This window comes from Erysipelothrix sp. HDW6A, from assembly GCF_011400295.1.
Classification (GTDB): domain Bacteria; phylum Bacillota_I; class Bacilli_A; order Erysipelotrichales; family Erysipelotrichaceae; genus Erysipelothrix.
This window is the reverse complement of record NZ_CP049859.1, coordinates 1,609,925-1,622,783: the sequence shown is the minus strand read 5'-3', so window position 1 is coordinate 1,622,783 and position 12,859 is coordinate 1,609,925. Positions and strand designations below refer to the sequence as shown.

Genomic DNA, 12,859 nt, shown 5'->3' with positions numbered 1-12,859 from the left:
GCTTTTGTTAAAGAAATTTTCATAAATTTAATATTATGCTATAATATGAACATGGAAAATATGAAAGAAATATATAATGTAATGGAAATGAATGATTTATCAACGAAAATGAACATTCTCGATATCTCGAGAATCGGAGGTTTAACTAATAGAAACTTCGTAGTTAAGACTATTGATCAGGTTTTTGTAGTTAGGTTACCAGGGTTTGAAACTGATAAAATTATTAACAGATCGGATGAAGGAGTTATTGTGAGAGCTTTGGAACATCTAAAAATTGATGCTCCTTTAGTCTTGTTTGATGATGTTAGTGGAATCAAAGTTTCTAAATATATCGAAGGTGCAGAAACAATGAATGCTGCAAAATTGAGAGATAAGAAAACAGTTATTCAAGTAGCGAACTTAATGAAGAATCTTCATACAGAGGCAGATAAAGTAGACGTACTGTTTGATATTAATGAAATGTTATCTCTTTATGAAAAAGCAATTAGCGACTCCAACGCAAGAACACCTGAAAATTATTATACTATCAGAGAACAAGCTTTGAATATTATTAATACATCGAAGTGTGATAAACGTGTATTAAGTCATAATGATCCACTACCTGAAAACTTTATTTTAGATAGCGATAATCGATTATTTTTAGTGGATTGGGAGTATGCTGGAATGAATAATCCTTATTGGGATTTAGCCGATATTTCTATAGAAGCTGACTACTCTGATGACTTAGATATGATACTATTAAGTACCTATCTCGAAAAAGAACCTGAGCTTGAAGATTTAAGAGAGTTTGAATTAAATAAATTGAGTATCGATTTATTGTGGAGCTTATGGGGTTTTATTAGAGAGACGCAGGAATCTGATAATTCAACTAACGATTTTTACCAATATGGTATTGAAAGATTTAATTGCTTAGTGGATAATTTAAGAAAATTTCAAGAAAAATATATTATAGAAGAGAATAATTAAAGATATTGAATGTTGTTGAATTCTTAGATTAGGAGTTCAACTAGAAGAGAAACCGACCTCACTTACAAATAGACAGTAAGTGAGGTCGGTTTTAATAATATATTTAATGAAATAAGATACTTACAGACCTAAGAACTCTTCCATAGTTCTAATCGCGAAAATATTATCTTGGTAGGTTTCTGCTTCAGCAAATATTCTAAGAAGTGGTTCTGTTCCTGAGAAACGTGCACTAATCCAAGAACCATCATCAAAGATTATTTTTAATCCATCGAGATAGCTAAATGAACGTATTTCTTTTTCAAACTCGGGTAATTTCTTTTGCTTGAATACAATATCATTGATTTCATCTTTCTTTTCCTGAGTGAAAGAATAATCGCGTTCGTCATTATATACACTGCCAAATTCCTTATACAGCTCATTTACTAACTGTCCAATCTGTTTCCCAGTCACACTAATCATTTCAACAAGTAAGGTTGCTGCAAAAATTCCATCTTTACCTTTAATGTGTCCAGAGATTGTTAGTCCACCACTAGACTCACCACCGATAATTGCATTATGCTCTTCCATTGCCTCAGTGATATGTTTGAATCCAACAGGTGTTTCAACGACATATTGTCCATACTTAGCTGCAATTTTATCGATAAGATGCGTGGTTGATAGATTTCGTACTGCTGGGCCATGCCATTTTTTTTCTACCAATAAATATCGATATATTAATGCAATTAATAAGTTGGGATGAATGTATCGCCCATTTTCATCGATTATTCCGATTCTATCTGCGTCACCATCAGTAGCAACACCCAAGTCATAATGATTCTCTCTAACTTGATCACTTAGTTTGTGTAAGGTTGCAGAAGCAGGGGAAGGAAGTTTTCCTCCGAAAAGAGTGTCGTGTCTATCGTTTATTATATCAACATCACAACGTGTAGTATTTAAAATTATAGATAAAGATGTTTTAGATACACCATACATTGTATCAACTAACACCCGTAGACCAGCTTTACGTATTGCTTCAGTATCAACAAAGTCTAAGATTGCGTCAATATAGTCGTTCTGTGGATTATAGTACTCAATTATTCCTTTATCGAGTCCTTCTTTAAAATCAATGTGTTTTATCTCAGGATTACTATCTGCATTCTTTTGAAGCACAGCTGTAACATCTTGTGTTGCATCGCGTCCACCTTTAGTAAACACTTTAACACCATTATAAATTGCTGGGTTATGACTTGCTGTAACAGCTAATCCAAAGTCTAAGTTTTGCTTCTCAGTCGCAAACATTATCATTGGAGTAGGTACTGCTTTTCTAATATAGTAAACATGAATACCGTTACCTGCGAAAACTTCAGCGAGCCATTGTGCAGCTGTATCCGATAAAAACCTACGATCAAACCCAATTACTATTTCTTTTTTCTCAAGTTCCGTAACAATAGATTGTGCCAATATTTGTACGTTTGCTTTTGTAAAACCATCAGCGATTATCGCACGCCATCCTCCAGTACCAAATTGAATCATATAATTTCCTCCTAATTCTAAATTATCGATATTTTCAAGTAAAAACAAGCTCTGTATCGGATATTAAACATTTTGACTGTTTTGATACATTGTTCATGTGAAATTCATGTGGTATTCTTAAAATATCATAAGAAAGCGTTTACAGGAGGAAAAGTAAATGAAGAAAATGTTTAAAGTAATGACAGTTGCATTTTTAGCTCTTGCTTTAACTGCATGTTCGTCAACAAGTAAAGGAGACGGTGGATCAAAGAGTGAAACACTGGTAGTCTATTCTCCTCACCCAGCAGAAACAATTAACTTAATTGTTAAGGAGTTTCAAGAAAAAACTGGGATTACAGTTGAGCCAGTTGCAGCAGGTACAGGTGAGTTACTAAAACGTGTGGAAGCTGAAGATGGAAATCCATTAGGTGATGTATTATGGGGTGGTGGTGCTGAATCACTTGCTTCATACACAAAATATTTCGAAGCTTATCAATCACCAGAATTGGCAAATATTGATAAACAATACTATGACAAAGATTACCGTTGGACAGGAGAAAGTCCATTACCAATGGTAATGATGTACAATACTAATTTAGTATCTGAAGAAAATGCACCTAAACTTTGGAAAGACATTCTAAATGAAGAATTCAATGGTAAAATTGCTATGGCAGATCCTGCTAAGAGTGGATCAGCATATACAATTATGGCAACAATGGTTCAAGCATATGGAAAAGATACTGATGGTTGGGGATTTTTAGAGCAATTCTACAAAAACCTTGATGGTAAAGTTCTTACAAGTTCATCAGGAGTTTATAAAGGTGTTGCTGAAGGTGAATACTCAGTTGGATTAACACTTGAAAAAGAAGCTATTAAATATGTAAATAACGGAGCACCAGTAAAAATTGTTTATCCTGATGAAGGAACATCTGCAATTCCTGATGGCGTAGCTATCATCAAAGGTGCTAAGAATATGGACAATGCAAAGAAATTTGTAGACTTCGTATTAAGTAAAGAAACACAAGAAATTATGTCTGATAAATTAAGTCGCCGCTCAATTCGTAACGATGCCAAAGCTCCAGAAGGATTGGAAGCATTATCAACAATTAAATTAATTGATTATGACTTTAATTGGGCAGCAGAACAAAAAGATGCAAACTTGAAAGCTTGGAAAGATATTGTTATTGGACAATAAGTAGAGAAAGAGGGCTTCCCTCTTTTTCTAATATTAGATGAGGATAGGAGATTTATTATGAGTGTTAATGTAGATATAATCAATACAGTAAAAATGTACGGAAGTTTTAAAGCAATTGACGATGTTTCTATTTCTATTGAAGAAGGGGAATTCTTTACATTATTAGGTCCATCTGGTTGTGGGAAAACAACTTTATTGCGAATGATTGCTGGTTTCAACTCAATTGAAGCTGGAGATATAAATTTTGGTGGCAAGAGAATTAATGACTCGCCTGCTCACAAACGTGATATTGGTATGGTGTTTCAAAACTATGCAGTGTTTCCTCACCTAAGTATCTATGATAACGTTGGTTATGGATTAAAAGCTCGAAAAGTTCCAAAAGAAGAAGCTCATGAACGAATCATGAGAGCTCTAGAAACGGTACAGATTGCTGACCTAAAGGATAGGATGCCACAGGCTCTATCAGGTGGGCAACAACAACGAGTTGCATTAGCACGAGCAATTGTTATTGAACCAAAGATATTGTTGATGGATGAGCCATTATCAAACTTAGATGCTAAATTACGTGTTCAAATGAGAACAATTATTAAGAAATTACAACGTCAACTTAATATTACTACTATCTACGTAACTCATGATCAGGAAGAAGCATTAGCAATCTCTGATAGAATTGCTGTTATGAATAAAGGTAAAGTAATGCAAATTGCGAAGCCTGATTACTTATATAAAGTTCCAGCTAACAAATTCGTTTCTAACTTTATTGGTACATCTAATTTCTTAAAAGGAGTAGTTGTCGATCAAAACTCAATTATTATCGGTGATTACGTATTTAATAAGAAGAATAAAGCGAATCGTGGTGAGGAAGTATTGGTGTCAATTCGTCCAGAACAGTTCCTATTTAGTGATGAAGCTGAAGGAATTAAGGGTACAATTACATTAGCTACTTTCTTAGGTGATTTTGTTAATTATGAAGTTGAGTTAAGTGATGGTTCAATAGTTGAGGTAAACGAGTATACTCAAACTAATAACTCAATACGACCTGAAGGTCCTGTTGTACTTAAAGTTGCGGAGGATAAAGTTAACATCTTCGATAAAGAAGGAAGTGTGAACCTCAATGATTAAGAAAAAAGGAAAATTAGTTAATAGAATGAGAAAAGGACAGATGGATTTCTGGGATATATCAAAAATAATGATCTTTATCATGTTCTTTGTTTTCCTAATATTTCCATTTGGTAAGTTGTTTGCAAGTAGTTTCTTTGATTATGATGGTAATTTTACACTTGAAAACTTTAAAACATTCTTCTCCTATAAGTACTATTATGAAACTCTCTTTAGATCATTAAAAGTAGCGTTAATCACTACATTATGTTCTGTGTTAGTAGGGGTTCCTCTTGCTTATATCACAACGCGATTTAATGTTTGGGGTAAACGTATTGTGAATGTAATGATTGTAATGTCATTAATGTCACCACCGTTTATCGGAGCTTACTCTTGGATTATGTTGTTAGGTCGTAATGGAGTCGTGACAAACTTTCTAACTAAATTGGGACTTAATGTACCGTCTATTTATGGCTACTTTGGTATTATCTTAGTCTTTACATTGAAACTCTATCCATATGTTTATTTATATGTTAAGGGGGCACTTGAAGGAATTGATGCTTCATTAGAAGAAGCGGCAGAGAATCTAGGGATGAGCAAATGGCGTCGTATTATGACAGTTACATTCCCAGTAATTCTTCCTACAATTGCTGCAGGGGCAATAATGGTCTTTATGTCTAGCCTTGCTGACTTTGGTACACCGATGCTTATTGGAGAAGGTTACAAAGTTCTTCCAGTCTTAGTATATGAAGAATTTATGAGTGAGATGGGTGGTAACCCTGGTCTTGCTTCTGCTCTAAGTATTATTATTGTGTCATGTTCATTAATTGTCTTACTCTACCAAAAACGAGTTGTCGATAAGAAACAATACTTTATGAGTTCTTTACGTCCTCCAAAAGTAGAGGAATTAAGTTTAATTCCTAGAATATTAATGAGCTTGCTTGTGTTTACTATTTCAACAATAACATTCCTTCCTCAAATAGTTGTAGTATTTACTTCTTTCTTGAAGACAAGTGGACCAATGTTCACGAGTGGATTCAGCTTAGACAGCTATCGTACAATCTTCTATAAACTCGGACGAAATATTACCAATACATTTACATATTCAACAGTAGCTATTATTGTTATAATAATAGTAGGTATAATTATTGCGTATCTGATTACTAAGAGACGTTCCAAGTCATCAGAAGTTCTTGATATTCTTGTAATGTTCCCATATGTTATTCCAGGGGCTGTTCTAGGTATTGGACTATCTATGGCATTTAAGTCAGGACCTCTTGTTCTTACAGGGACACCAATCATCATGATAATCGCATATGTTATTAGGAAAATGCCTTATACCGTAAGATCGTCAAGTGCTATGTTACAACAGGTTGATCAAAGTGTTGAAGAAGCATCCATAAATCTTGGAGTTTCTCCAATGAAGTCATTCTTTAATGTTACGGCACGCTTGATGTTACCTGGAATCATTTCTGGAGCAATCTTAAGTTGGATCAGTACAATTAACGAATTAAGTTCAAGTATTATGCTGTATACAGGTAAAACTGCTACAATTTCTGTTGCTATTTATACAGAGGTTGTTCGAGCAAGTTTTGGTACTGCTGCAGCCTTAGCAAGTATATTAACAGTAGCTACGATTCTTTCGTTTATTTTATTCAGTGTAATTAGTAAAGGAAAAGTTTCAGTAGTTTAAGGAGTATTAATGAGAACACCTAAAAATAGAAGTATAAAACGAACACTAACTCTCATCATTCTTTTGAGTTCGACGATTCCACTTCTTTTATTAGGTGTTTTTTCTGTATACTTTATTCAAACATCAACTCAATCAAACCTGAATGCAAGACTTAATGAGATTCTAATGTCAGCAAACGAATTAATTGACACCACAATAAGTAATCAAATTACAGATATTGAAACAATGGGAAGATCGATTATTCAAGAAGCTAAGTTTGATGAAGATTCTAAACTATTACCGGAATCTAAAGAAAATATTAATCGTGGTATGTATCAATACATGCGTGGAGATAAGTCCTTACAAAATATGTACTATATCATGACGGATGGCACTTATACCGGAACCTATGATTTACCAGATTTATATTCACTACCTAAATATCAAAATTGGGGAATATTTCGAACCCTAGAAGCTAATAATGCAAAGCATGCAATTTTCTTTCCGAACATGACATTAAATGACGATAAGTTTAAGCCGTCTTACTCAATTGCGTATAAACTACAGAGTCAAGGAGTAGACTATGGTTATCTCATAATGGACGTATCAACTGAGTATCTACAAAACATTCTTACCTCGGTAAAAGGAACGTCTTTTGGATACATTCAGTTTATCTTAACTACCAAAGCGGATATGATTATCTATAATGATTCAAGTTTTAGAAGTCAGGTCTCCTTCCTACAAAACATCTTTAGATACGATCGTTTAGACATTGATCAATCAAGTGATGTGAAAGTTCAATTAGAAGATATGACTATGATGACTCGAGTCAATGAGAAATATGGTATAAAAATCTATGGCTTAGTTCCAAACTCTATGTTGACTGACCAAGTTCGCTTTCTATCGATTTCTATTGCAGGTATGATTGCCTTCACAGGGGTTATTGCGACAGTCATTGGGTATAGGTCTACACGGAAGGTATCAGACCCTATATCAGAACTTGTGGATCGAATGCGTGAAATTAGGCCCTATGATAACGATGATACTAAAGAAAAGTATACGAATGAACTTGAAGAATTATCCTATCAATTCGATGAGATGTTAGAGCGTATTTCTTACTATCATGAGAATGACAATAAGAAACAAGAACTACTGAGAATAGCAGAGATTAAATCTCTAATGTCACAAATTAATCCTCACTTCTTAAATAACACACTTGATTCTATTAAATGGAGAGCTAAGTTAAGTGGGGTGAGCGACATACCCGAGATGGTAACGGAACTAAGTGTGCTTCTCAAAGCAAGTATGAATACAAATCCTTTTGTAAGCTTGGAAGAGGAGTTGTCGTTTGTTGAAAGCTATATTCATATTCAGCAATTCCGATACAAAGACAAAATAAGATATTTTAAAGATATTCAAGAAGAGGCACTAACTTACTCGATTCCTAAATTGATTATTCAACCTATTGTTGAGAACTCGATAATTCATGGTATTGAGCCTTCATCAAAAGAAGGAATAATTGAAATCAACTCATGGGTTGATGATAAGACTTTATATATTACCATTGCTGATAATGGAATAGGAAGCGATGTCGATGTCTTACGTGAAGCTTCTAAAGAGAATCAGGGTATCGGAATAATAAATGTCAATAATAGATTGAAGTTACACTTTGGAGAATCCTATGGACTACGATGGGAAAGTAAAAAGGGTAAAGGGACTGTTGTGTTTATAGAGATTCCAATAGAGGAGTGATAAGTTATGTTTAGAGCATTGATTGTTGAAGATGAAGTGATGACACGTCAAGGTCTCATTATGACAACACCTTGGCAGGACTATGATGTTGAAATAATTGGCGAAGCAAGTAATGGTAAAGAAGGTTATGATTTAGCCTTAAAGTTACAGCCAGATATAATCATTACAGATATTAAGATGCCACTTATGGATGGCTTAGAAATGATTGAAGCTTTATCGGATAAAGAGAATTTTGTATTTATTATATTAAGCGCTTTTAGTGAGTTTCAATATGCGAAGAAAGCTTTACAACTTGGTGCGGTCGATTATCTACTTAAACCCTTTACTGACTCAGATTTAGAAGAAGCGATCGATAGTGCAAAAAAACAAGTTGAAACAATGAAAATTCTTAAAGAGCAGAGTAAGGTAAGCCGTGCTGATTTAATATCAACAGTTAACCGTTATCTCTCGAAAAGTGATCGAAGCAAGCACGAAAACATTCAAAAAGTCCTAAGTTTCATACATGATAATTACTCAGATGATATTAGTGTTACTACTGCTTCTGATTACTTACAAGTCTCAGAAAGTTACTTGAACAGACTGTTCAGGCAGGAGACAAGCTATAGCTTTCATGAGTATCTAACGGTTTATCGTATGAAGGTAGCTTGCGATTTATTAACGGATCCATCAATAAAAATATACGAAGTAGCAAATGCAGTTGGATATAAAGACCAACGTTATTTCAGTATTGTATTTAAGAAATATCTTGGGATGACTCCAAATCATTTTAAGGAGCAACATTAACGAATTAATTATTTAAAAGAGAATGAACCGATTTGTCAGAAAACTCATATTAAAAAAACAGAGCTCACTACCGCAATAGTGGGCTCTGTTTGTATCGTTGATTAGCATTTAGGATTATTGATTGATATTATCTTCAATTAAGAAACTCATCGAGTTCATGTATAAGTTCAGGTAAATAGGATTGATCCATACCTCTTATAAATAGGAATCGATCTTCTCCAACAAACCCTTCATTCGCACCATACCGAAGTATCTCTAGATTCAGTTCGATTTTTCCTAGACTACCGATGTTGTGGATATTAATTGTTAAGTCATTATCATAGAATCCATTGTTAAGATAAGCTTTTCCATTCATGCTGTGATATAAGTCATTCAGTGAATTTCTAAAGCTAACGAGATTATATGCTAAAAAATCAAGACGATAATTTAGCTCGTAGAATTGTGTCTTTAACTTTACAGCAAGATCATATTTTGGGGTAAACTCTCCAGGAACATACTCATATTTATCGATGCGGTCTAATAACTCAAACGTTAAGTACTCGCTGCTGTCTTTGAATAATGTCAAATACTTCATAGTGGTACCTCCATATTAATTATATCGAAACCATAAAAAAACCAATCTTTTTAAGATTGGTATCTGATTAAATTTTGGTGCGGATGAAGGGACTCGAACCCCCATGCACGAAGGCGCTAGATCCTAAGTCTAGTGTGTCTGCCAATTTCACCACATCCGCGAATATTTAATGCTTTTAGATTATAACAAGCTTTCAAGTATTAATCAATAGTTAAAACGAAAGAAATGATAAATCTTCGTTTTTGAAATTTTTGTAAAACAGTATGCTTCAAAATAGCTATTTAATATTTAATAGTGATATAATTTATCTATGAAGGAGGGGCGCATATGAAATGGTATAATCGTGCAATGTTAGGGTTTGGTTTAGCGTGGATCTCGTTGGTCTTAGGTGCTGATGCAGGGTATGTTTCCAACATACAATCGTCAAGTATTGATTTGATCATTTTATTTGCGGTTATCTCCGTAATTCTCATTGATATTTTCAGAAAAAAAGAAGGAAAGCTCTAAGCTCTCCTTCTTTTCTATAGATAGATAATCTTAATATTGCCGAAATTCGCATCACCATCAATGACCAAAGTAGGAGCATTGTAACCTGGGCGGTTGAAATCATCGGTAACACCACCAAGTGTAGCACTAATGTTGTTAATGACATTGATGTTACGTGGTAAGTAGATTACAACTTGTCCAAAGTTACACTCAACGTTTAAGTGAGCGCCGTTTGGATTAAATGTAGCTTGATCAAAGTAAACACGTAATGATCCGAAATCATTCTCTATTGAACCATCTGTAAAGTTCTCAGCTCTTACATATCGCGTTCTATCGGTAAATGTTGCATTAATACGAACATAATCAGGGTCAATTGTTTCACTATAGGATTCTTTGTCTTTATATTTGAATGCCTCTTTTTTGTACTCATTTTCGAAATCATCCGTATCATTATCAATGATAATAACTTCTTCATCGTCATCATCATCTTTAGAATAAGTAAATTTTGATGAATAGGTATCGTAATTTGAGTAGTTACCACTCTTTGGACGTTTTCGAATTAAACTCTGGAGTCCAAGACTTAAGAACACTCCAGATAGTATTAACCACCATGAGTTTAGTGAATCACTAATATTTAATATTTCTCTGTTAATAATAACTGCAACGATGATTGGCATTATGATGCCAAAGAAGTTTAGTCGTGGCATGTTGCTTAGAGATGAAGCAACTAATAGTACAGTAATTATTATTGTAAATAAGCTAGGGGTCGCAGTGAATAAGTTAAAGGCGTTACCAAGTAAGATAAACCCTAGAACTGTAAATATAATCCCCCAATAATAATTTTTCTTTCTCATTACAAGCTCCTTTCATCCAGTTGTTTCTTTAATATTGGAAAGAACATTCTGGATACGTACACAATTTTATGTGTGTTATAGAATTGGACTGAACGTGATGAACTTAAGTTTCGCTCAATTGATGCGATAAGATCACAGTTTACAATCGCTGATTTTGAAATTCTTTGAAACTGATGTGGTAATAGTTCTTCAAGTTCATACAATCTGTATTTTACTTTATAAGAACCATCGTGTGTATGGGCGTATACATAATCTGTTTCAGTTTCGAAAAACAATACTTTATTAAGTGATACCGCAAATTCTCGACCACGATGTTCAACATGAATATCATTCTTTTGGAATTGACGTAGTATTGCTTCTACTTCAGGAGTCAATTCACGATATTCAATGACGATATCTACGTCTAGATTTGGGTTCTCTTTGGTGAGAACTTTCATGAACTTCCTCCTTTACCCATATCCTAGCAAAATCATAGCCAAATACTATAAAAAGGTGCTAAGTTGTAATAAAAACTAACTAAGTTGCATTTATTCAGTTCTAAGAGACTTAAGAAGTTCGATTTCTTCTGCATACCCATTGTCATTGTCTTGTGGTGTTTCTAGGTAGAAAGGTAGATGACGTAACTTAGGATGGTTGATGATTCTCTCAAATGCATCTTGTCCTAAAGAACCTTTACCAATCTTTTCATGACGGTCTTTATGTGAGTTGAATGGGTTCTTACTATCGTTGATATGAATTGCATGGAGTTTATCTAGTCCAACTACTGCATCAAACATTGCGATAACTCCATCTAAATCATTCACAAGGTCATAACCTGCATCGTATAAGTGGCAGGTATCCCAGCAAACGCCAAGCTTCTCTTTGACTTCTACTTTATCAATAATAGCTTTTAATTCTTCAAATGTACGTCCGATTTCAGTTCCTTTTCCTGCCATTGTCTCAAGAAGAACAATGGTTTCTTGATTTGGATCTAAAACACGATTAAGCATCTCAGCAATCATATCAATACCAGCTTCAACACCTTGACCAACGTGACTTCCAGGATGAAAGTTATATAAACTTCCTTTAATATAACTCATGCGGTAAATATCATCTTTCATGACTTCTTCAGCATATTCTCGTGTGTATGCTTTATCACTACATGCATTTAATGTGTAGGGAGCATGGGCCAAGATATGTCTAAAATCATGTTCCTTAATAATTTCATTTAATGCCTCTATATCAGAAACATCAAGTTCTTTTGCTTTACCACCACGTGGTGAACGAGTAAAAAATTGAAACGTATTCGCTCCTACTTCAAGAGCTTTTAAACCTAAACCTTTATATCCTTTTGAAAAAGAAAGGTGACAACCAATAACAAACATAAGTTCCTCCTCATAATCTTATAAGTATTTTAACACATGTCTTCTAAAAGACCATGCTATAATACATACAAAGGAGGGATGACATGGAATTAAAAGGTAAAAAAGTACTAACAATCGTAAGTCCGGACTTTGATGACTTGGAACTCTGGTATCCAATCATTAGACTTCGTGAAGCTGGAGCGAGTGTTGATATCGCTGCGGAAATTGCTGAGCATGAGTATAAAGGGAAATACGGATTGTCAGTTACTTCATCAATTTCTTTTGAAAATGTAGATATTAGTCAATATGATGGAATTGTGATTCCTGGAGGTTGGGCTCCTGACTATCTAAGGCGTTTAGAGAGTGTTCTAGGCTTTGTTCGCTACATGGATGAACATAATAAGGTTATTGGGCAAATATGTCATGCTGGATGGGTACTATCCTCAGCAGGTATCTTAGAAGGACGTACTGTCACAAGTACACCGGGTATTAAACATGATCTTATGTATGCAGGAGCTACATGGGTCGACGAACCAGCGGTAACAGATGGTAATCTAATCTCTGGAAGACGTCCACCAGATCTACCAATTTATTTACCACAATTAATTGAAGCATTAAAAAAAGGTTAATCTACGGATTAACCTT

At 34.3% G+C, this 12,859-nt stretch carries 13 protein-coding genes and 1 tRNA gene; 8 read left to right on the top strand and 6 right to left on the bottom strand.

Translation table 11 applies throughout. The features are described from left to right. Positions 1 to 51 precede the first annotated feature (51 nt). Complete coding sequence (locus G7059_RS08330; protein WP_166081622.1) at positions 52 to 966, top strand: phosphotransferase; 915 nt, start codon at positions 52 to 54, stop codon at positions 964 to 966. Between the two features lie 120 nt (positions 967 to 1,086). Here G7059_RS08330 and G7059_RS08325 read toward each other — a convergent pair whose 3' ends face one another. Beyond that, positions 1,087 to 2,478, bottom strand: coding sequence for a phosphoglucomutase/phosphomannomutase family protein (locus G7059_RS08325; protein WP_166081621.1), 1,392 nt, complete (start codon positions 2,476 to 2,478; stop codon positions 1,087 to 1,089). Positions 2,479 to 2,635: 157 nt separating this feature from the next. On the opposite strand from G7059_RS08325, the gene G7059_RS08320 reads away from it, so the two are divergent. From G7059_RS08320 to G7059_RS08300, 5 genes are read left to right on the top strand one after another with little or no spacing between them, the layout of a single operon-like run. Beyond that, the gene (locus G7059_RS08320; protein WP_205700200.1) at positions 2,636 to 3,652 is read left to right on the top strand and encodes an ABC transporter substrate-binding protein; all 1,017 of its coding nucleotides are present in this window, start codon (positions 2,636 to 2,638) and stop codon (positions 3,650 to 3,652) included. 57 nt (positions 3,653 to 3,709) lie between these two features. Next, positions 3,710 to 4,774 (top strand): ABC transporter ATP-binding protein, encoded by a 1,065-nt coding sequence (locus G7059_RS08315; RefSeq protein WP_166081620.1) that lies wholly within the window; start codon positions 3,710 to 3,712, stop codon positions 4,772 to 4,774. Beyond that, on the top strand, positions 4,767 to 6,443 hold the full coding sequence (locus G7059_RS08310) for an iron ABC transporter permease (RefSeq protein WP_240920486.1): 1,677 nt from the start codon (positions 4,767 to 4,769) through the stop codon (positions 6,441 to 6,443). Before G7059_RS08315 ends, G7059_RS08310 begins: the two co-directional genes overlap by 8 nt. A 9-nt stretch (positions 6,444 to 6,452) precedes the next feature. Further along, on the top strand, positions 6,453 to 8,174 hold the full coding sequence (locus G7059_RS08305; RefSeq protein ID WP_166081619.1) for a sensor histidine kinase: 1,722 nt from the start codon (positions 6,453 to 6,455) through the stop codon (positions 8,172 to 8,174). 6 nt (positions 8,175 to 8,180) lie between these two features. Then, a complete protein-coding gene (locus G7059_RS08300) occupies positions 8,181 to 8,957 on the top strand; it encodes a response regulator (RefSeq protein ID WP_166081617.1) in 777 nt (258 codons plus the stop codon). A gap of 133 nt (positions 8,958 to 9,090) precedes the next feature. Here the strand turns inward: G7059_RS08300 and G7059_RS08295 are convergent, their stop codons facing one another. Together G7059_RS08295 and G7059_RS08290 are read right to left on the bottom strand one after the other, a co-directional pair. Further along, positions 9,091 to 9,531 (bottom strand): hypothetical protein, encoded by a 441-nt coding sequence (locus tag G7059_RS08295; protein ID WP_166081616.1) that lies wholly within the window; start codon positions 9,529 to 9,531, stop codon positions 9,091 to 9,093. A gap of 75 nt (positions 9,532 to 9,606) precedes the next feature. Beyond that, a tRNA-Leu gene (locus G7059_RS08290) sits at positions 9,607 to 9,691 on the bottom strand. A gap of 167 nt (positions 9,692 to 9,858) precedes the next feature. Here G7059_RS08290 and G7059_RS08285 point away from each other — a divergent pair. Beyond that, positions 9,859 to 10,038 (top strand): hypothetical protein, encoded by a 180-nt coding sequence (locus G7059_RS08285; protein ID WP_166081615.1) that lies wholly within the window; start codon positions 9,859 to 9,861, stop codon positions 10,036 to 10,038. Positions 10,039 to 10,052: 14 nt separating this feature from the next. Here G7059_RS08285 and G7059_RS08280 read toward each other — a convergent pair whose 3' ends face one another. The 3 genes from G7059_RS08280 to G7059_RS08270 form a co-directional block, all read right to left on the bottom strand. Continuing rightward, complete coding sequence (locus tag G7059_RS08280) at positions 10,053 to 10,871, bottom strand: hypothetical protein (RefSeq protein WP_166081614.1); 819 nt, start codon at positions 10,869 to 10,871, stop codon at positions 10,053 to 10,055. Further along, a complete protein-coding gene (locus G7059_RS08275) occupies positions 10,871 to 11,308 on the bottom strand; it encodes a LytTR family DNA-binding domain-containing protein (protein ID WP_166081613.1) in 438 nt (145 codons plus the stop codon). The genes G7059_RS08280 and G7059_RS08275 overlap by 1 nt, the downstream gene beginning before the upstream one ends. Positions 11,309 to 11,398: 90 nt before the next feature. Further along, positions 11,399 to 12,235, bottom strand: a complete 837-nt coding sequence (locus G7059_RS08270) for a deoxyribonuclease IV (protein ID WP_166081612.1) — start codon at positions 12,233 to 12,235, stop codon at positions 11,399 to 11,401. Positions 12,236 to 12,318: 83 nt separating this feature from the next. Here G7059_RS08270 and G7059_RS08265 point away from each other — a divergent pair, with 83 nt between their 5' ends. After that, positions 12,319 to 12,843: a type 1 glutamine amidotransferase domain-containing protein gene (locus tag G7059_RS08265; protein ID WP_166081611.1), complete on the top strand. Its 525-nt coding sequence runs from the start codon at positions 12,319 to 12,321 to the stop codon at positions 12,841 to 12,843. Positions 12,844 to 12,859 lie beyond the last annotated feature (16 nt).